This is a genomic window from Thermoanaerobacter kivui (assembly GCF_000763575.1).
Taxonomy (GTDB): Bacteria; Bacillota; Thermoanaerobacteria; order Thermoanaerobacterales; family Thermoanaerobacteraceae; genus Thermoanaerobacter; species Thermoanaerobacter kivui.
Genome location: NZ_CP009170.1, coordinates 1,947,501 through 1,965,963 on the forward strand (window position 1 = coordinate 1,947,501; position 18,463 = coordinate 1,965,963).

Below are 18,463 nucleotides of genomic sequence, written 5' to 3' on the forward strand. Positions count from 1 at the left end.
TCTTAACGCCATAAATACGGCGAGTTTTAGTCCGGCTGTAGTGATTTTTAGAGGTCCTAAGGTGTATAATGCCACCCCTCCGGGAGTAAAAAACATATTCAATCCTACTGTAAGCAAAAGAATTATAATTATAGGCCTTAACCCTTTTAAGACATAGCCAAACGGTATTTTTGATATTGAAACTATTAAATATATATATACTAATACAAAGATATACCCTGAAAAGTTACTAATAAGAAAGATTGCTATTATGAATATAAAGGTAATTATCAATTTTATCCTAGGGTCTAAATTGTGCACAATAGAATCGCCCGGAATATACTGGCCAATTGTAATGTTTCTAAACATTTTTAATCCCCCTGAGATAACGGGCTATATACTCTTTTGCTTCTTCCACAGTCAAAACATCCTCTGGCACATCTATGCCTTTTTTTCGCAATTCTCTCGCAAGGTAAGTTATTTGTGGCACCCCTAAACCTATTTTTTCTAATTTCTCTGCTTGCTTAAAAACCTCCCGTGGAGTTCCAATAAGTTCTATTCTACCTTTGTTCATAACTATGATTTTATCTGCAAATTTAGCTATATCTTCCATGCTATGGGAAACTAAAATTGTTATCATGTTGTATTTGTCATGTATCTCTTTAATTTTATTCAATATCTCTTCTTTCCCTTTAGGATCAAGTCCCGCAGTCGGTTCATCTAATATCAAAATTTTGGGCTTCATCGCCAGTATCCCTGCTATAGCAATTCTCCGCCTTTGACCGCCTGACACTTCAAAGGGGGATTTATCAGCTAATTCTCTGCTAACCCCAACAATATCCATTGCTTCATATACTCTTTCTTCTATCTCCTCTTCACTTAAGCCTAAATTGATAGGTCCAAAAGCTATGTCTTTAAAAATAGTTTCTTCAAAAAGCTGATACTCTGGATACTGAAATACCAATCCTACTTCTTTTCTTACATCTTTTAGGCTTACACTCTTATCTGTTATATCTATTCCATTTATATATATTTTACCAGAAGTAGGTTTTAAAAGACCGTTGAGATGCTGTATAAGTGTAGATTTTCCCGAACCTGTGTGCCCTATTATCCCTACAAACTCTTTGTCCTGGATTTCAAAATTTATATCTTTTAAGGCTACTGTTTCATACGGCGTCCCCTCATTATACACAAAGCGCAAATTTTCTACGCGTATTGGCATAAAAATCTCACCATTTCCTCCACAGTCAAGATATCGGTAGGGACGTCAAAGCCTTCTTCTTTTAGTTGATAAGCCAATTCTGTAACCTGGGGCACACTAAGGCCGATTTTTTTTAAAAGTTTTACTTCTTTAAAAACCTCCCTCGGAGTACCATCTAAGATTACTTTGCCATCATCCATCACAATGACCCTATCGGCATTTACAGCTTCCTCCATGAAATGTGTTATTAATATTACAGTAATTCCTTCTTCTTTATTAAGTTTTTTGATTGTGGAGATGACTTCTCTTCTGCCAATAGGGTCAAGCATTGCAGTAGGCTCGTCTAAGACTATGCACTCCGGCTTCATTGCAATAATGCCGGCAATTGCTACTCTTTGCTTTTGTCCCCCTGAAAGCATATGAGGAGCATAATCTTTATATTGCAGCATATCTACAACTTTTAGAGCATATTCTACTCTTTCTCTTATCTCATCTGGAGGAATCCCTAAGTTTTCGGGACCAAAAGCAATATCCTCTTCTACTATAGCTGCTACTATTTGGTTATCAGGGTTTTGAAATACCAAACCTGCTGTCTGTCTTATGTCCCACAAAAGATTTTTGTCTTTTGTATCCATGCCTTTTACGTATACTTTCCCTTCTGTAGGCAATAACAGAGCATTAAAATGCTTAGCCAATGTTGATTTGCCAGAACCATTATGCCCTATTATAGCGATAAATTGCCCCTTTTCAAATTCCAAATTCAAATTTTTTAAGACTAATTGCTGCGTATCCTCGGATGACTGATACTTAAAGGACAAGTTTTTCGTAGTTATTATGTGTTCCATAGGGACACCTTCTTTGCATTGTGAACTTATCTATGAAAAATAGGGATTAAGTTCCGGCCACCAAACTTAACCCCTTTAATTTCTACACCAATTCAATAATTACCAGTGGTGCGCCATCTCCTCTGCGAGGCCCAAGCTTTAGAATTCTTGTGTATCCACCTTGTCTATCTTTATATTTTGGGGCTATTTCGTCAAACAATTTTTTTACAACACTTTCATCTAAGATATAAGCCAATGCCTGTCTTCTTGCGTGTAAATCGCCTCTTTTACCAAGAGTAATCATTTTTTCAGAAATGCTGCGAACTTCCTTCGCTCTAGCTTCTGTTGTTGTTATTCTTCCGTATTTTAAGAAATCTGTTACTAAATTTCTAAGCATGGCTCTCCTTTGGTCAGAAGGACGCCCTAATTTTCTGTAGCCCATATTCAACCCTCCTTCATTCGTCTGCCTTTTTTAAGCTGAGTCCTAATGCTTCAAGTTTTTGTTTAACTTCCTCAAGAGATTTTTTTCCTAAGTTTCTCACCTTCATCATTTCTTCCTCTGTCTTTTGAGTCAATTCCTGCACTGTATTTATACCAGCTCTTTTTAAACAATTATATGACCTGACAGATAGGTCCAATTCCTCAATCGTCATGTCAAGAGGCTTTTCGATTTTTTTTTCCGGCTTATCTACAAAAATATCTGAACTTTTGTACTCTCCAGTAAAAGATATAAATTTTTGGAAGTATTTAATTAACATGTCAGAGGCCATACTAATAGCCTCTTTAGGAGTTACTGTTCCATTAGTCCATATTTCTAGTGTAAGTTTGTCATAATCTGTAACATGTCCCACACGGGTATTTTCTACGTTATAGCTTACCCTTTTTACTGGCGTGAAAATAGAGTCTACTGGAATAACCCCAATTGGCTGATTTGGCTCTTTGTTCTTATCAGAAGGTACATATCCTTTGCCTTTTACAAATACAATTTCCATGTGGAGCTTACCATCATCACTTAAAGTAGCAATATGGTGATTGGGGTTTAAAATTTCCAAATCCCCACCACCTACTATATGACCTGCAGTAACTTCTCCTTTACCTTCAACATCAATTCTTGCAACTACAGGTTCGTCAGAATGTAATTTTGCAGCTACCTCTTTAAGGTTCAATATAATTTCTACTACATCTTCTTTTACTCCTGGTAATGTAGAAAACTCATGTAACACTCCATCTATTTTTACAGATTTAGGAGCAGCTCCAGGAAGCGAAGACAAAAGTACACGCCTTAAAGAATTACCTAAAGTTATTCCATAACCCCTCTCCAGAGGTTCTACTACAAATTTACCGTACGTCCCATCTTCCGTCTGTTCAACAATCTCTATTTTTGGTTCAATCATTTCAAACATAGTGAACCCTCCTTTTGGCTATTTTATGAGGGTAACCGATTATTATTTTACTTAGAATAAAGCTCAACAATCAAGTGCTCTTGGATAGGTAGATCTATATGTTCTCTTCTTGGCATTGATACTACTCTACCTTCGAAGGCATCTTTATCGAGCTCCAGCCAATCTGGCACAGTTCGAGATACTTCTAAATTATTCTTTATTAATTCCATTGAGCGGCTTTTTTCTCTCACTGCTATGACGTCACCTGGTTTTACTAAATAAGATGGTATGTCAACCTTTTTGCCATTTACCTCTATGTGTCCTTGACTTACAAGCTGTCTCGCTTGTGGACGAGATGCTGCAAATCCAAGTCTAAATACTACATTATCAAGACGCCTTTCTAAAAGTTGCAGCAAGTTTTCGCCAGTGATTCCCTTCATTCTTTCTGCTTCTTCATAATATCTGACAAATTGTCTCTCTAAAACGCCATAATACCTTTTTAATTTTTGCTTTTCTCTCAATTGCATAGCGTAGTTTGTAAGCTTCTTTTTGTTTTGTCCGTGTTGGCCTGGAGCATATGCCCTCCTTGTAAAAGGACATTTATCTGTATAACATTTATCACCTTTCAAATATAATTTCATACCTTCTCTTCTGCATAATCTGCATGTAGGTCCTGTGTATCTTCCCATATTTGCACCTCCTCATACTCTTCTTCTCTTTGGCGGTCTGCAACCGTTGTGTGGAATTGGTGTTACGTCTTTTATAAGACTTACTTCAAGGCCAGCCGCCTGTAAAGCTCTTATTGCTGCTTCTCTACCTGCACCAGGTCCTTTTACATACACATCGACAGTCTTCATACCGTGTTCCATGGCTGATTTTGCAGCCGACTCTGCAGCCATTTGTGCCGCAAAAGGTGTAGATTTTCTTGAACCTTTAAATCCTATTGTACCAGCACTTGCCCAAGAAATTGTATTTCCGGCAGGGTCTGTTATGGTTACAATTGTATTATTAAACGTAGAATGGATATGTGCCACTCCGCGCTCTACGTGTTTTTTCTCACGCCTTCTTGTAGCTCTTTTAACTTTTTTAGCCATTAATTTCCCTCCTTATTTTACTTCTTCTTTTTAGCCACAGTCTTTCTTGGCCCTTTTCTCGTTCTAGCATTTGTTCTTGTCCTTTGGCCTCTTACAGGTAAACCTCTTTTATGCCTTATGCCTCTGTAGCATCCTATATCCATTAATCTTTTTATGTTTAAAGCTACTTCTTTTCTTAGGTCACCTTCAACTTTGTATTCTTTATCAATTATCTCTCTGAGCCTTGAAACTTCTTCTTCTGTCAAGTCCTTAACCCTTGTATCGGGGTTTACTCCTGCTTTAGCAAGAATCTCATTTGAACGGGAACGGCCTATGCCATATATATATGTCAACGCAATTTCTATTCTTTTGTCCCTTGGTAAGTCAACACCTGCTATTCTCGCCATTTTTACACCTCCTAACCTTGTTTTTGCTTATGTTTTGGATTCTCACAAATTACCATAACTCTACCTTTTCTTTTTATAACTTTACATTTTTCACAAATAGGTTTTACAGATGGCCTTACTTTCATTTCCAAACACCCTCCTTATCACTTTCCACGCCATACAATTCTTCCTCGACTTAAATCATAAGGAGACAATTCTACTGTTACTCTGTCTCCAGGAAGTATCCGTATAAAATTCATTCTAAGTTTTCCAGAAACATGAGCTAGTACTTTGTGCCCATTATCTAATTGTACTTGAAACATGGCATTCGGTAAAGCCTCTACAACTGTGCCCTCAACTTCAATAACATCATCTTTTGCCAAGGATATCCATTCCTCCTTATTGACTCAGGATTTATAAGGTTCTAAAGCTTTCTTTATTTCTTTATTAGTCAAGTTATCCCCTTTGAGGATTTTGTCTTTAATTTGCGTAAGAACCTCGTTATATCGTTGAAGATGCTTAATCTTTTTCTTTTTTGGTTTTTCTATTTTCCTTAAATCCCCATCTGATATAAGCACATGATTATCGTCAAATTTTCCCACTACTACAAAAACTCTACCTTTATCCCGTCCAGCCTTGCTGCGCACAATCTGACCAATTTGCAAGTCATCCATTAATAAATTCACCTCTTATAAAATGGTCAGTATTTCTGGGTCCCCATCCGTAATAACAATAGTATTTTCGTAATGGGCTGATAAACTGCCATCAACAGTCACTACTGTCCAATTATCTTCTAATGTTCTTACTGCATAATGTCCCGCATTTACCATCGGTTCTATAGCAAGGCACATACCTCTTTTTAATCTAGGCCCTCTTCCAGGGGGACCAAAATTAGGAATCTGTGGATCTTCATGCATTTTTATGCCTATCCCATGTCCAACATATTCTCTTACTACTGAAAAGCCATGACTTTCTACATAAGTTTGTATTGCGTGAGAAATATCAGATAACCTATTCCCTTCTCTCGCGTATTTTATACCCTCAAAAAAGCTGTTTTTGGTTACTTCTATGAGTTTTTGAGCCTCAGCAGAAATCTCCCCTACAGCAAAGGTCCTGGCAGCATCTGCATTATAACCGTTATACGAGGCTCCCACGTCTATACTTATAATATCGCCTTCTTTGAGCTTTCTTAAACTTGGTATACCATGAACTACTTCTTCATTCACTGAGGCGCAAATAGTAGCAGGAAAACCATACAACCCCTTAAAGGCAGGTTTGCAACTATTTTTTATGATAAACTCCTCTGCAATCTTATCCAATTCAATGGTCGTTATCCCTGGCTTAATCTGTTTTTCAAGAATTTCAAACAACTTAGCAATTACCTTGCCAGCTATCCGCATCAATTCAATTTCGTGGTTAGATTTAATATATATCATCTACTGTCGTCTCCTAAAGATCTTTTAATGCTTTCAAACACTTCTTCTACAGATTTGTTTCCATCAATATTTATTAAAATTTTCTTTCTGGTGTAATATTCAATCAACGGTTTTGTTTGACTGTCATAAACTTCCAATCTTTTTAAAACAGATTCTATTTTATCATCCGAACGCTGTATCAATTGAGTACCACATTTGTCGCATACATTGTCCACAGCTGGAGGAGAATTTTTTATATGATATGTCGCACCACAGTTGGGACAAATTCTTCTGCCCGTAATCCTTTCAATTAATACATCTCTATCAACCTCAATATTTAACACACAATTCAAAGAATTGCCTTGCTTTTCCAGGAATCTATCTAATTCTTCCGCTTGAGAAACATTCCTGGGATAGCCGTCCAACAAAAACCCTTTTTTACAGTCTTCTTTTTCTAATCTATCTTCTACTATTCTGTTAGTAACTTCATCGGGGACCAATAATCCTTTATCCATATACTCTTTTGCTAGTTTTCCCAAATCAGTATTGTCTCTTAAGTTTTGTCTGAAAATATCTCCTGTTGATATATGAGGAATGTTAAACTCCTTAGCAATTTTCACGGCTTGTGTTCCTTTGCCAGCACCTGGGGGTCCCAAAAGTATTACTCTCATAACACTTCCCCCTTATTTATTTTAAAAATCCTTGATAGTTTCTCATAATAAGGTGACCTTCAATTTGTTTCATAGTATCGAGGGCCACACCTACTGCAATCAAAAGCGCTGTACCACCAAAGTAAAGCTGTAAACCCGTAATGTTCATCAAAATTACAGGCATTGTAGCAATAAACGCTAAAAACACAGCTCCTACGAAAGTAACTCTGTTTAACACTCTTGTAATATAATCCGTGGTAGGTTTCCCCGGCCTTATTCCTGGTATAAAACCACCATATTTTTTCAAGTTATCTGAAATTTCTACTGGATTAAATATTACTGCCGTGTAGAAATACGTAAAACCTATAATTAGTAAGATATCCAAAATATTGTATATCAAACCATTGGTGCTAAGCCATTTTTGTACAAAGTTGTAAAACGTTGAGCGTGGGAAAAAGGCAGCCACTTGTTGTGGAAATTGTAGTAGTGACAAAGCAAATATAATAGGTATAACCCCTGCCATATTTATTCTTATAGGTATGTGAGTACTCTGACCACCATAAACTCTTCTTCCTACAACTCTTTTAGCATATTGCACAGGAATCCTTCTCTGGCCTTCTGTAGCCAGTATTATCAGCACTATCATCACAAGCTCTGCCAGCACAAAAGCAATAGCCCCAAAAATATTTGCTGTTCCAGCATGTATATACTCTACAGTGAGATAAACCATATTAGGAATTCTTGATACTATCCCTGCAAAAATTATCAGTGAACTCCCATTACCTATTCCATTTTCTGTTATTCTTTCGCCTAGCCACATGAGAAAAGCTGTACCTGCCGTCAAGGTTATAACAATTACGGACAAGTTAAAAAATGTCGGATTGATAACTGCAGCCCTAAGCCCAAAAGTCATTCCTATAGCCTGTATCAAAGCAAGTACTACCGTTAAATACCTAGTATACTGAGCAATTTTCTTTCTTCCTTCTTCTCCTTCCTTTGCTAATTGCTCAAGTGATGGAATAGCTATTGTAAGTAGCTGCATTATAATCGAGGCATTGATGTAAGGTATAATGCTCATCGCAAAAATGGTAAATTCGCGAAAAGCACCACCTGATATTATGTCAAAAAATCCAAACAATTGACCTTGACCAAGTATGTGAGCAATCTGCTTTGGGTCAACTCCTGGCACAGGAATATGAGACCCAAGCCTGAATATTACAAGCATGCCTACTGTATAAAGTATCCTTTTTCTTATATCATCGACCTTCCACGCGCTGACAAGGGTTTGAAACACTCTATATCACCTCTGCCTTTCCCCCAACGGCTTGTATTTTTTCAATGGCACTTTGACTGAATTTATGAGCCCTAACAGTGAATTTTTTGCTTAAATCTCCGTCACCTAATATTTTAACCCCATCTTTTACATCTTTAATTATACCACTTTCTATTAAAATTTCAGGAGTAATTACCGCTCCATCCTCAAACCTTTCTTCTAAAGTTCCAACATTTACAATTGCATATTCTTTTTTGAATATGTTAGTAAAACCTCTTTTTGGGAGTCTTCTTGTAAGTGGCATTTGGCCTCCTTCAAAGCCTGGACGCACTCCACCGCCACTTCTCGCTTTTTGACCTTTTTGTCCTCTGCCTGATGTTTTACCGTGCCCTGAACCGATTCCTCTACCTACTCTTTTTCTCTCACGTCTTGCTCCTTCTGCTGGTTTTAAATCGTGGAGTCTCATCTTTGCACCTCCTACATAAAGTTTGTCGATTTATTCAAACAATTGGCTTACTGGAATTCCGCGTAATCTTGCTACTTCTTCAGCTGTTCTCAATTTTTTCAGCCCTTCTATTGTCGCATAAACCATATTAGTTGCATTAGAAGAACCGAGTGACTTTGTCAAAACGTCTTTTATACCTGCGGACTCAAGAACGGCACGCACAGGTCCTCCTGCAATAACTCCAGTACCTTCTTTAGCAGGTTTTAAAAGTACTTTTCCAGCGCCAAATTCCCCTATGACTTCATGGGGAATAGTAGTACCTACAATTGGAACCTTAATTAAGTGTTTTTTTGCATCCTCTATAGCTTTTCTAATTGCGTCTGGAATTTCTACAGCTTTACCTCTTCCTACTCCTACATAGCCCTTTTCTGCATCGCCAACTACAACTGTGACGCTAAATCTAAAATTTCTTCCGCCCTTCACAACTTTTGCAACACGATTTATGCTTACGACTCTTTCTTTTAAATCGAGCTTAGTCCAATCAACTCGAGCCATTCATTTCCCTCCTCGTTTAGAAATTTAACCCTGCTTCTCTTGCAGCATCAGCCAATTCTTTAACTACACCGTGGTAGAGGTATCCGCCTCTATCAAAAACTACATCTTTTATACCTTTTTCTAAAGCCCTCTTAGCAATTAATTGACCTACCAATTTTGCAGATTGCTTATTTGCTCCTTTAGCAATGCCTCTTAGTTCAGGGTCCAAAGTAGATGCATGAACAAGAGTATGCCCTTTAGTATCATCGATAATTTGCACATAAATGTGTTTCAGACTTCTAAATACATTAAGTCGCGGCCTTTCCGGTGTACCAAAGACCTTTTTTCTAACTCTTAAATGACGTCTTTTTCTTAATTCGTTCCTATTTGGTTTTATAATCATCATCTCACCCCTTACTTCTTGCCAGTTTTACCTTCTTTTAGTCTTACAACTTCGCCTACATATCTAATGCCCTTGCCTTGATAAGCATCAGGCTCACGGACTCTTCTAATATTTGCAGCAACTTGCCCAACTTTTTCCTTGTCACAACCCCTTACGATTATCTTGTTATTCCCTTCCACTATAATTTCAATACCTAGTTCTTCTTCTATTTCTACGGGATGGGAATATCCTACATTTAAGACCAATTTTTTTCCTTGCTTAGCAGCACGGTATCCAACGCCTACTATTTCTAAAGCCTTTTCAAAGCCTTCACTTACACCTTTTACCATATTTGCAATTATCGCTCTTGTCGTTCCGTGAAGGGCTCTTTCTTCTTTATCATCACCATTTCTTGTCACAATGACTTTATTATCTTTTACATCTATATTAACAAGCGGTGAAAATTTCTTCTCTAATGTACCTTTGCTCCCCTTAACAACAACTACATTACCCGGATTTACTTTAACTTCTACTCCTTTTGGTATTTCTATAGGTAATCTTCCTATTCTAGACACTATTCACACCTCCTTACTGAAATTACCAGATGTAGCAAATGACTTCTCCTCCAACTCCTGCTTTTCTTGCTTCTTTATCTGTCATTATCCCTTTGGAAGTTGAAATGATAGCTATACCTAAACCTCCTAATACACGGGGCAATTCGTCGTGTCTTGCATATACTCTCAAGCCAGGCTTACTTATTCTCTTTAAGCCAGATATAACTCTTTCTTTATTTGGTCCGTACTTCAATGTCAATTTGAGGATGCCTTGTTTTCCATCATCTATTTCTTCCACTGCTTTTATAAAACCTTCTTTTAGCATAATCATTGCAATGGCTCTTTTCACATTTGAAGCAGGTATTTCTACGGTCTCATGTCTTGCAATATTTGCATTTCTAATGCGAGTAAGCATATCTGCTATAGGATCTGTCATTACCATTGTACTACCTCCCCTCTTTTACCAACTTGCTTTTTTAACGCCTGGTATCATCCCTTGATGGGCATATTTTCTAAAACATATACGGCACATGCCAAACTTCCTCAAATATGCACGGGGTCTACCACAAATTTTGCATCTGTTATATTCTCTTGTCTTATATTTTTGGGGTTTTTGCTGCTTTACTATCAAGGCCTTTCTTGCCATGTAATTTTACCCTCCTTTACTTTGCAAATGGCATACCTAAAAGTTCTAGTAATCCCTTAGCCTCTTCATCTGTCTTTGCTGTGGTTACAAAGATTATATCCATTCCTCTTATCTTGTCTATTTTGTCATAATCAATTTCCGGGAAAATTAGCTGTTCTTTTATTCCCAACGCATAATTTCCTCTTCCGTCAAAAGACTTCGGAGAAACTCCTTTAAAGTCTCTGACACGTGGCAAAGCTATATTAAAAAGCTTATCCATAAATTCGTACATTCTTTCGCCTCTTAAAGTCACTTTTACCCCAATCGGCATTCCTTGACGAATTTTAAAATTGGCAATTGATTTTTTAGCGCGTGTAATTACTGGTTTTTGTCCTGCAATCAAAGTTAAATCATTAACTGCAGCTTCCAGCGCTTTAGGGTTTTCCTTTGCTTCTCCCACACCTATATTTATAACTATTTTTTCCATTTTGGGAACTTGCATTATGTTTTTATATCCAAAGCGCTCCATCAGCGCTGGTACAACTTCTTTTTCGTACTTTTCTCTCAGCCTTGACATAATTAGCCTCCTTCCCTTTCATATTATAGCGTTTCGTTACACCTCTTGCAGTAACGAACTTTTTCTCCGTTTTCGAGTATTTTTATGCCATAACGAACTCCTCTGCCGCAATTTTCACAATAGAGCATAGCTTTTGAACTGTAAATAGGTGCTTCTTGATGGATTATGCCACCAGGTTTTTGTGGATTAGTTGATTTTCTGTGTTTTGTTACAATATTAACACCTTCAACAATTATTTTACCTTCTTTAGGAAAAGCTTGTAATACTTTGCCCTTTTTGCCTTTATCTTTACCAGAAATTATAACGACCATGTCTCCTTTTTTTACGTGCAATTTATTTCGTGCCATTTTTCAACCCTCCCTTAAAGCACTTCAGGAGCCAAAGATATAATTTTCATGAAGTCTTTTTCTCTTAATTCCCTAGCTACTGGTCCAAAAATACGAGTACCTCTAGGTTGTTTATCATCTCTTATTATTACTGCCGCATTGTCATCAAACCTTATATAAGTGCCATCTTTTCGAGCAATACCTTTTTTTGTTCTGACAATTACAGCTTTAACAACCTCACCTTTTTTCACAACACCACCGGGTGTTGCACTTTTTACAGAAGCGACTATTACATCACCTATATTAGAGAACTTTCTATTTGAACCGCCTTCAAGACGAATGCACATGATTTCCTTTGCACCTGTGTTATCTGCTACTTTTAATCGTGTTTGAGGTTGAATCATGTTAATTACCTCCTTTCAAGTTATTCAGCTTTTTTAATTATTTCAACAAGCCTCCATCTTTTTTCTTTGCTGAGTGGTCTTGTTTCCATTATTTTAACTACATCTCCAACATTGCATATATTATTTTCATCATGAACCTTAAATTTTTTAGTCCTTTTCATCGTCTTTCCGTAAAGAGGATGTCTTACTCTGTCTTCTACAGCAACTACAATGGTTTTTTGCATTTTATTGCTGACAACCGTACCTATTCTAACTTTTCTATGGCCTCTTTCCAATTGAATGCCCTCCTTCCATATGCTTTATTTTACCTAATACCTAATTCACGTTCTCTCAGAATAGTTTTTATTCTGGCAATTGTTTTTCTTACATCTCTTATCCTCATAGGATTATCCAGTTGACCGGTAGCAAGCTGAAACCTCAAATTAAAAAGCTCTGTCTTTAACTCTGAAAGCTTTTGTAACAATTCTTCACTAGTAAGCTCTCTAATCTCTTTAGCTTTCATTCTCTTCACCACCCAATTCTTCACGTTTTAAAAACTTTGTCTTTATAGGCAGTTTATGCTTTGCAAGCCTTAAAGCCTCTTTTGCTACTTCTTCCGAAACACCACCTATTTCAAAAAGCACTCTACCAGGTTTTACAACTGCTACCCAAAATTCAGGAGACCCTTTTCCAGAACCCATACGTGTTTCAGCCGGCTTTTTAGTGACAGGTTTATCAGGAAAAATTTTTATCCAAACCTTTCCGCCTCTTTTTATAAACCTCGTCATAGCAACCCTTGCCGCCTCAATTTGGGTGGCGGTAATCCATCCTGGTTCCAACGCTTGCAAACCATACTCTCCATAAGTTAATGTATTACCACGTGTAGCATTGCCTTTTATTCTGCCTCTCTGCTGTTTTCTGTATTTTACTCTTTTTGGCATTAACATGTTTTTACTTACCTCCTTCCGCGGTTACCTGCTTTTTAGGCTGTGGCAGTATCTCTCCTTTATTTATCCATACTTTAACTCCAATCTTGCCGTAAGTAGTATTTGCTTCTGCAAAACCGTAATCAATGTCTGCTCTCAATGTTTGAAGTGGTACAACACCTTCATGATACCTTTCAGTACGAGCAATTTCCGCTCCAGCCAACCTTCCTGAACATGCAATTTTTATACCTTTTGCGCCTAATTTCATAGCTCTTGCTATAGCTTGTTTCATCGCTCTCCTGTAGGATATTCTCTTTTCAATTTGAGCTGCTATATTTTCCGCTACCAGTTGTGCACTAAGTTCTGGAGTTTTAACTTCAACTATGTTTAAAATAACTGTTTTGTTTGTCATCTTCTCTAATTCTTCTCTCAATTTTTCAATTCCAGCTCCACCTTTTCCAATAACCATTCCAGGTTTTGCAGCATGAATATCTATCTTTATCCTGTTAGAAGCTCTTTCAATTACAATTTTAGGAATTCCAGCTGAATACAACTTCTCTTTTATATAATTTCTTATCTTAATATCTTCTACCAGAGTTTTGGCAAAGTCTTTGTCATCAGCATACCACTTAGCTACCCAGTCTTGAGTAACACCTACTCTTAGTCCATATGGGTGTACTTTTTGGCCCACGCATATCCCTCCTTTATTCTCTTTCCTTAACGACTATTGTAATGTGGCTAGTTCTTTTTCTTATTATATCCGCCCTACCCATCGCTCTTGGAAAAAGTCTTTTCATCATAGGGCCTTCATCTGCCACAGCCTTAGCAACATACAGATTATCTCTGTTCATGCCGTGGTTATTTTCCGCATTAGCAATAGCTGACTTTAACACTTTTTCCACTATACCTGCTGCCCTCTTAGGCGTAAACCTCAAAATGGTCAGCGCTTCATCTACGTGTTTCCCGCGTATCAAGTCAAGGACTAATCTGACTTTTCGTGGGGAAATTCTTACATACCTAGCAATAGCCCTTGCTTCCACACTATCTCCTCCTTCGCCTATTTAACTTTGGAAGTTTTCTCTGTATCAGCATGGCCGCGGAACGTTCGTGTAGGAGCAAATTCCCCTAATTTATGACCCACCATCGCTTCTGTTATATAAATAGGCACATGTTTTCTTCCATCGTGTACCGCTATTGTATGGCCTACCATTTCAGGAAATATAGTTGAACTCCTTGACCATGTCTTGATAACTTTCTTTTCATTCTTTTTGTTCATCTCGATAATTTTCTTAAGAAGTTTTTGGTCGACATAAGGACCCTTTTTTAAAGACCTGCTCAAAGCATTAGCCTCCTTTCCCTAAATTATTTGCGTCTCTTAATAATAAATTTATCCGATGCCTTATGTTTCTTACGTGTCTTGTAACCCAATGCAGGTTTACCCCATGGTGTAAGTGGTCCTGGATGACCAATTGGAGCTTTACCTTCACCACCGCCATGTGGATGGTCAACAGGATTCATCGCCGAACCTCTAACAGTGGGTCTTATTCCAAGCCATCTTGACCTTCCTGCTTTTCCTATTTTAACATTCTCATGGTCTAAATTTGACACCTGTCCAATTGTAGCACGACAGTCTGCACGAATTAGTCTAATCTCGCCGGAAGGCATTCTAACTTGAACATAATCTCCTTCTTTAGCCATAAGCTGTGCAGCCGCACCAGCAGCTCTTACTAACTGTCCACCTTTTCCCGGTGTAAGCTCGATATTGTGAATTATCGTTCCTACAGGAATATTTCTCAAAGGCAAAGCATTACCAATTTTTATATCTACATTTTCGCCGGACTCTATTACATCTCCTACTTTTAAGCCATGAGGAGCTATTATATATCTTTTTTCGCCGTCAACATAATGAATAAGTGCAATATACGCAGTTCTGTTTGGATCGTACTCTATAGCAGCAACCTTACCTGGTATTCCGTCTTTGTCTCTTTTAAAATCTATAATTCTATATTTTCTCTTATGTCCACCGCCACGATGTCTCACTGTAATTCTTCCATACACATTTCTTCCGCCGGATTTGGTCAAAGAAACAACTAAGGATTTTTCTGGTTTGTCCTTAGTGACTTCTTCAAAAGTTAATACCGTCATCTGACGTCTTCCGGGAGATGTCGGCTTAAATGTTTTTATTCCCATTTCTTTCCCTCCTTAACAGAAATTATGCCTGCAATCCCTCAAAGAACTCTATTCCCTTACTATCAGGCGTGAGTTTTACTATCGCTTTTTTATAACTATTTGTCCTACCTTCGTATTTTCCCATCCTTTTGGGTTTCCCTTTGTAATTCATAGTATAAACTTTTTCTACTTTGACTCCAAAAATATCTTCTACTGCTTTTTTTATTTGAATTTTGTTAGCATTTTTGTTGACTATGAAGGTGTATTTCCTCTCACCCATAAGATTCATGCTTTTTTCTGTTATAACTGGTCTTATTATGATATCGCGAGCTTCCATCAAGCATACACCTCCTCGACTATGCCCACGGCGTCTTTCGTTATAATGAACTTGTCATACTTTAAAATATCATAAGTATTCAGGGAATTAGCATATAAAGTCTTGACACCAGGTATATTTCTCGCTGACAATTCAATATTCTTTTCTCCTTCAGGTATTACTATCAAGGCATTGTCAACATTGAAATTTTTAAGAACCTCAACAACTTTCTTTGTCTTTGGTTGCTCTAGCTTAAACTCATCTAATACTATAATTTCATTATCTCTCACCTTAGAAGAAAGTGCAGACTTCAAAGCCAATCTTTTTACTTTCTTAGGTAGTTTGTAGCTATAATCTCTCGGTTTTGGACCAAAGACAACACCACCTTTAATCCATTGTGGTGCTCTTATACTTCCCTGACGAGCTCTTCCTGTGCCTTTTTGTCTCCAAGGCTTTCTTCCGCCTCCACGAACTTCGCCGCGGGTTTTAGTCGAATGAGTGCCTTGTCTTTGATTTGCCAAATAGTTTAACACTGCCTCGTGCATTACAGGAACATTTACAGGGACGCCAAAAACTGAATCTTTTAATTCAATCTCTCCTACTTTTTCCCCTTTTATATTATAAACCGCTACTTTAGGCATCCTTTTTCCTCCTTTCATCACTTGCTCTTCACTGAGTCTTTTATGATAAGCAACGATCCCTTTGGCCCTGGCACCGATCCTTTCACTAACATCAAATTCAAAGACGGATCAACTTTTACAACTTCGAGATTTTGTATAGTAACTCTCTTGTGCCCCATATGACCAGGCATAATTTTGCCCTTAAAGGTCCTTCCAGGGTCTGTAGTAGCACCCATTGAACCTACTCTTCTGTGATATTTAGAACCGTGGGACATAGGTCCTCTGTTAGCACCAAACCTTTTTACAACACCAGCAAAGCCTTTACCTTTTGAAATACCTGTCACATCTACTCTATCTCCTGGCTTGAATATATCTACTTTTATTTCGTTGCCTACTTCATAACCACTTATATCATCAAGCCTAAATTCCCTGAGATATCTCTTGACAGGTACTCCTGCCTTTTTAAAATGTCCTTTTAAAGGCTTTATCACCCTTTTTTCTTTGATATCTCCAAAACCAACTTGGATAGCGTTGTATCCATCTGTTTCAACTGTCTTTTTTTGCACAACAACACAAGGACCTGCCTCAATTACAGTTACTGGAATTACTTCTCCTTTTTCATCAAAAATTTGAGTCATACCGTGTTTTCTGCCTAAAATACCTTTCTTCACCTTTATCAACCTCCTGAAATCAGCGGACGCTTCTGCGTCTTAATTTCTTATAATTTTATTTCAATATCAACACCAGATGGTAAATCAAGTCTCATAAGAGCATCTACCGTTTTAGGTGTAGGATTTAAAATATCTATTAGCCTTTTATGTGTTCTCATTTCAAACTGCTCTCTTGAATCTTTGTACTTATGAGGAGCTCTTAAAATTGTTATAATATCTTTCTCGGTTGGCAATGGAATCGGTCCTGAAACTTCAGCACCTGTCCTTTTTGCAGCTTCCACTATTTTTTGAGCTGATTGATCTAAAACAACATGGTCAAAAGCCTTTAAACGTATGCGAATTTTTTGCTTGGGCATTTTATTTTCCCTCCTTTTATCCATCATAAATCACTTTTATCTATACACATATCCGGGCGTTTAATAGTCAAAAAAAAATCCTAACTTCCTCAACCAACTTTAATATTTTATACTAACTCTCAAATCATTACAAGTCTTGACATACCAATAGTTTTGTGCTAATAGCAAAGGCTATTAGCACAAAATCTTGGTTTTACTCTTCAATTGCTGACACAACGCCAGCACCTACTGTACGGCCGCCTTCTCTTATAGCAAACTTCAAACCTTCCTCCATCGCTATCGGTGTTATTAACTCTACTTTTATCGTTACATGGTCCCCTGGCATTACCATCTCTACTCCCTCTGGCAGGTGTATTACCCCTGTCACGTCTGTCGTCCTGAAGTAAAATTGTGGCCTGTATCCGTCAAAAAATGGTGTGTGCCTTCCTCCTTCTTCCTTCGTCAATACGTACACCTGTGCCTCAAACTTGGTGTGCGGCTTTATCGTCCCTGGCTTCGCCAATACTTGCCCTCTCTCTACTTCGTCCCTCTGTATTCCTCTTAATAACACTCCTATGTTGTCTCCCGCTTGCGCTTCGTCCATCGTCTTCCTGAACATCTCTACACCTGTCACTACTGTCTTCCTTAACTCCGTTGTAAGTCCTATTATCTCTACTTCGTCTCCTACCTTTATCTTCCCTCTCTCTACTCTACCTGTCGCTACTGTCCCTCTTCCTGTTATCGTAAATACATCCTCTACTGGCATTAAGAACGGTTTGTCTATATCCCTCTCTGGTGTCGGTATATAATTGTCTACTTCATCCATTAACTCCCATATCTTGCCGCACCATTGACATTCTCTCTTGCCACATCCGCATTCTAATGCCTTTAATGCTGACCCTACTACTATCGGTGTGTCATCTCCTGGAAAATCATATTCGTTCAACAATTCCCTTACTTCCATCTCTACTAATTCTATTAACTCCTCGTCGTCTACCATGTCCGCTTTGTTTAAAAATACTACTATATATGGCACTCCTACCTGCCTCGCTAATAGTATGTGCTCCCTCGTCTGTGGCATTGGACCGTCTGCCGCTGATACTACAAGTATTGCTCCATCCATCTGTGCTGCCCCTGTTATCATGTTCTTTACGTAGTCTGCGTGCCCTGGACAGTCTACGTGCGCATAGTGCCTCTTCTCTGTCTCATATTCTACGTGGGTCGTGTTTATTGTTATTCCTCTTGCCTTCTCCTCTGGCGCTTTGTCTATTTCATCATATCCCTTCGCTTCTGCCAATCCTATCTTTGATAATACCATCGTTATCGCTGATGTCAATGTCGTCTTCCCATGGTCTACGTGCCCTATCGTCCCTATGTTTACATGGGGTTTCTTCCTCTCAAATTTTTGCTTCGCCAT

General features: G+C 38.0%; 35 protein-coding genes (1 of these 35 running past the window's edge). All 35 read right to left on the bottom strand.

Annotated elements, in window-relative coordinates; genetic code table 11:
* Window positions 1–348 carry the beginning of an energy-coupling factor transporter transmembrane component T family protein gene (locus tag TKV_RS09875; RefSeq protein WP_049685791.1) on the bottom strand. It extends 459 nt beyond the left edge of the window, so the window shows 348 of its 807 coding nt (coding positions 1–348); it begins with the start codon at window positions 346–348; its stop codon lies off the left edge, out of view.
* Window positions 341–1,201, bottom strand: a complete 861-nt coding sequence (locus TKV_RS09880; RefSeq protein WP_049685792.1) for an energy-coupling factor transporter ATPase — start codon at window positions 1,199–1,201, stop codon at window positions 341–343. The genes TKV_RS09875 and TKV_RS09880 overlap by 8 nt, the downstream gene beginning before the upstream one ends.
* Window positions 1,186–2,025, bottom strand: coding sequence for an energy-coupling factor transporter ATPase (locus TKV_RS09885; protein ID WP_049685793.1), 840 nt, complete (start codon window positions 2,023–2,025; stop codon window positions 1,186–1,188). The genes TKV_RS09880 and TKV_RS09885 overlap by 16 nt, the downstream gene beginning before the upstream one ends.
* A gap of 82 nt (window positions 2,026–2,107) precedes the next feature.
* Window positions 2,108–2,446: a 50S ribosomal protein L17 gene (rplQ, locus tag TKV_RS09890; RefSeq protein WP_003868588.1), complete on the bottom strand. Its 339-nt coding sequence runs from the start codon at window positions 2,444–2,446 to the stop codon at window positions 2,108–2,110.
* A 13-nt stretch (window positions 2,447–2,459) separates the two neighbouring features.
* A complete protein-coding gene (locus TKV_RS09895) occupies window positions 2,460–3,407 on the bottom strand; it encodes a DNA-directed RNA polymerase subunit alpha (RefSeq protein WP_049685794.1) in 948 nt (315 codons plus the stop codon).
* A gap of 47 nt (window positions 3,408–3,454) precedes the next feature.
* Complete coding sequence (gene rpsD, locus TKV_RS09900) at window positions 3,455–4,075, bottom strand: 30S ribosomal protein S4 (RefSeq protein ID WP_049685795.1); 621 nt, start codon at window positions 4,073–4,075, stop codon at window positions 3,455–3,457.
* A gap of 12 nt (window positions 4,076–4,087) precedes the next feature.
* A complete protein-coding gene (gene rpsK / locus TKV_RS09905) occupies window positions 4,088–4,480 on the bottom strand; it encodes a 30S ribosomal protein S11 (RefSeq protein ID WP_049685796.1) in 393 nt (130 codons plus the stop codon).
* Between the two features lie 17 nt (window positions 4,481–4,497).
* Window positions 4,498–4,866, bottom strand: coding sequence for a 30S ribosomal protein S13 (rpsM, locus tag TKV_RS09910; protein WP_049685797.1), 369 nt, complete (start codon window positions 4,864–4,866; stop codon window positions 4,498–4,500).
* 11 nt (window positions 4,867–4,877) lie between these two features.
* Window positions 4,878–4,991 (bottom strand): 50S ribosomal protein L36, encoded by a 114-nt coding sequence (gene rpmJ / locus TKV_RS09915; protein ID WP_003373491.1) that lies wholly within the window; start codon window positions 4,989–4,991, stop codon window positions 4,878–4,880.
* Between the two features lie 18 nt (window positions 4,992–5,009).
* Window positions 5,010–5,228, bottom strand: a complete 219-nt coding sequence (gene infA, locus TKV_RS09920; RefSeq protein ID WP_049685798.1) for a translation initiation factor IF-1 — start codon at window positions 5,226–5,228, stop codon at window positions 5,010–5,012.
* A 24-nt stretch (window positions 5,229–5,252) separates the two neighbouring features.
* The gene (locus tag TKV_RS09925) at window positions 5,253–5,519 is read right to left on the bottom strand and encodes a KOW domain-containing RNA-binding protein (RefSeq protein WP_049685799.1); all 267 of its coding nucleotides are present in this window, start codon (window positions 5,517–5,519) and stop codon (window positions 5,253–5,255) included.
* Window positions 5,520–5,534: 15 nt separating this feature from the next.
* The gene (gene map, locus TKV_RS09930) at window positions 5,535–6,281 is read right to left on the bottom strand and encodes a type I methionyl aminopeptidase (protein WP_049685800.1); all 747 of its coding nucleotides are present in this window, start codon (window positions 6,279–6,281) and stop codon (window positions 5,535–5,537) included.
* Entirely contained in the window at window positions 6,278–6,931 is a 654-nt protein-coding gene (locus tag TKV_RS09935) for an adenylate kinase (RefSeq protein WP_049685801.1), read from the bottom strand. Before TKV_RS09935 ends, map begins: the two co-directional genes overlap by 4 nt.
* A gap of 16 nt (window positions 6,932–6,947) precedes the next feature.
* Entirely contained in the window at window positions 6,948–8,204 is a 1,257-nt protein-coding gene (gene secY / locus TKV_RS09940) for a preprotein translocase subunit SecY (protein ID WP_049685802.1), read from the bottom strand.
* Window position 8,205: 1 nt separating this feature from the next.
* Window positions 8,206–8,649 carry a 50S ribosomal protein L15 gene (gene rplO / locus TKV_RS09945; protein ID WP_049685803.1) on the bottom strand — a complete coding sequence of 148 codons (444 nt, stop codon included), beginning with the start codon at window positions 8,647–8,649 and terminating at the stop codon, window positions 8,206–8,208.
* Window positions 8,650–8,679: 30 nt separating this feature from the next.
* Window positions 8,680–9,183, bottom strand: a complete 504-nt coding sequence (gene rpsE, locus TKV_RS09950) for a 30S ribosomal protein S5 (protein ID WP_049685804.1) — start codon at window positions 9,181–9,183, stop codon at window positions 8,680–8,682.
* Between the two features lie 16 nt (window positions 9,184–9,199).
* Window positions 9,200–9,565, bottom strand: coding sequence for a 50S ribosomal protein L18 (gene rplR / locus TKV_RS09955; protein ID WP_049685805.1), 366 nt, complete (start codon window positions 9,563–9,565; stop codon window positions 9,200–9,202).
* A gap of 11 nt (window positions 9,566–9,576) precedes the next feature.
* On the bottom strand, window positions 9,577–10,119 hold the full coding sequence (gene rplF, locus TKV_RS09960; RefSeq protein ID WP_049685806.1) for a 50S ribosomal protein L6: 543 nt from the start codon (window positions 10,117–10,119) through the stop codon (window positions 9,577–9,579).
* A 22-nt stretch (window positions 10,120–10,141) separates the two neighbouring features.
* Window positions 10,142–10,540, bottom strand: a complete 399-nt coding sequence (gene rpsH / locus TKV_RS09965) for a 30S ribosomal protein S8 (protein WP_049685807.1) — start codon at window positions 10,538–10,540, stop codon at window positions 10,142–10,144.
* An 18-nt stretch (window positions 10,541–10,558) separates the two neighbouring features.
* Window positions 10,559–10,744: a type Z 30S ribosomal protein S14 gene (locus tag TKV_RS09970; protein WP_012995899.1), complete on the bottom strand. Its 186-nt coding sequence runs from the start codon at window positions 10,742–10,744 to the stop codon at window positions 10,559–10,561.
* 16 nt (window positions 10,745–10,760) lie between these two features.
* Window positions 10,761–11,300, bottom strand: coding sequence for a 50S ribosomal protein L5 (gene rplE / locus TKV_RS09975; RefSeq protein ID WP_049685808.1), 540 nt, complete (start codon window positions 11,298–11,300; stop codon window positions 10,761–10,763).
* A 23-nt stretch (window positions 11,301–11,323) separates the two neighbouring features.
* A complete protein-coding gene (gene rplX, locus TKV_RS09980) occupies window positions 11,324–11,647 on the bottom strand; it encodes a 50S ribosomal protein L24 (RefSeq protein ID WP_049685809.1) in 324 nt (107 codons plus the stop codon).
* A gap of 14 nt (window positions 11,648–11,661) precedes the next feature.
* A complete protein-coding gene (rplN, locus tag TKV_RS09985) occupies window positions 11,662–12,030 on the bottom strand; it encodes a 50S ribosomal protein L14 (RefSeq protein WP_049685810.1) in 369 nt (122 codons plus the stop codon).
* A 20-nt stretch (window positions 12,031–12,050) separates the two neighbouring features.
* Window positions 12,051–12,305 carry a 30S ribosomal protein S17 gene (gene rpsQ, locus TKV_RS09990; RefSeq protein WP_049685811.1) on the bottom strand — a complete coding sequence of 85 codons (255 nt, stop codon included), beginning with the start codon at window positions 12,303–12,305 and terminating at the stop codon, window positions 12,051–12,053.
* A gap of 29 nt (window positions 12,306–12,334) precedes the next feature.
* Entirely contained in the window at window positions 12,335–12,532 is a 198-nt protein-coding gene (rpmC, locus tag TKV_RS09995; protein WP_049685812.1) for a 50S ribosomal protein L29, read from the bottom strand.
* On the bottom strand, window positions 12,522–12,956 hold the full coding sequence (gene rplP / locus TKV_RS10000; RefSeq protein ID WP_049685813.1) for a 50S ribosomal protein L16: 435 nt from the start codon (window positions 12,954–12,956) through the stop codon (window positions 12,522–12,524). The genes rpmC and rplP overlap by 11 nt, the downstream gene beginning before the upstream one ends.
* A 4-nt stretch (window positions 12,957–12,960) precedes the next feature.
* Window positions 12,961–13,626, bottom strand: a complete 666-nt coding sequence (gene rpsC, locus TKV_RS10005) for a 30S ribosomal protein S3 (protein WP_049685814.1) — start codon at window positions 13,624–13,626, stop codon at window positions 12,961–12,963.
* Between the two features lie 13 nt (window positions 13,627–13,639).
* Entirely contained in the window at window positions 13,640–13,975 is a 336-nt protein-coding gene (gene rplV / locus TKV_RS10010; protein WP_049685815.1) for a 50S ribosomal protein L22, read from the bottom strand.
* A gap of 17 nt (window positions 13,976–13,992) precedes the next feature.
* On the bottom strand, window positions 13,993–14,274 hold the full coding sequence (rpsS, locus tag TKV_RS10015) for a 30S ribosomal protein S19 (protein ID WP_049685816.1): 282 nt from the start codon (window positions 14,272–14,274) through the stop codon (window positions 13,993–13,995).
* 23 nt (window positions 14,275–14,297) lie between these two features.
* Window positions 14,298–15,125, bottom strand: coding sequence for a 50S ribosomal protein L2 (gene rplB / locus TKV_RS10020; protein ID WP_049685817.1), 828 nt, complete (start codon window positions 15,123–15,125; stop codon window positions 14,298–14,300).
* Window positions 15,126–15,147: 22 nt separating this feature from the next.
* A complete protein-coding gene (gene rplW, locus TKV_RS10025) occupies window positions 15,148–15,441 on the bottom strand; it encodes a 50S ribosomal protein L23 (protein WP_049685818.1) in 294 nt (97 codons plus the stop codon).
* On the bottom strand, window positions 15,441–16,061 hold the full coding sequence (gene rplD / locus TKV_RS10030) for a 50S ribosomal protein L4 (RefSeq protein ID WP_049685819.1): 621 nt from the start codon (window positions 16,059–16,061) through the stop codon (window positions 15,441–15,443). The genes rplW and rplD overlap by 1 nt, the downstream gene beginning before the upstream one ends.
* Before the next feature lie 17 nt (window positions 16,062–16,078).
* Window positions 16,079–16,711 (bottom strand): 50S ribosomal protein L3, encoded by a 633-nt coding sequence (rplC, locus tag TKV_RS10035; protein WP_049685820.1) that lies wholly within the window; start codon window positions 16,709–16,711, stop codon window positions 16,079–16,081.
* Window positions 16,712–16,758: 47 nt separating this feature from the next.
* The gene (gene rpsJ, locus TKV_RS10040) at window positions 16,759–17,067 is read right to left on the bottom strand and encodes a 30S ribosomal protein S10 (protein WP_049685821.1); all 309 of its coding nucleotides are present in this window, start codon (window positions 17,065–17,067) and stop codon (window positions 16,759–16,761) included.
* A gap of 193 nt (window positions 17,068–17,260) precedes the next feature.
* Window positions 17,261–18,463, bottom strand: coding sequence for an elongation factor Tu (tuf, locus tag TKV_RS10045; RefSeq protein WP_049685822.1), 1,203 nt, complete (start codon window positions 18,461–18,463; stop codon window positions 17,261–17,263).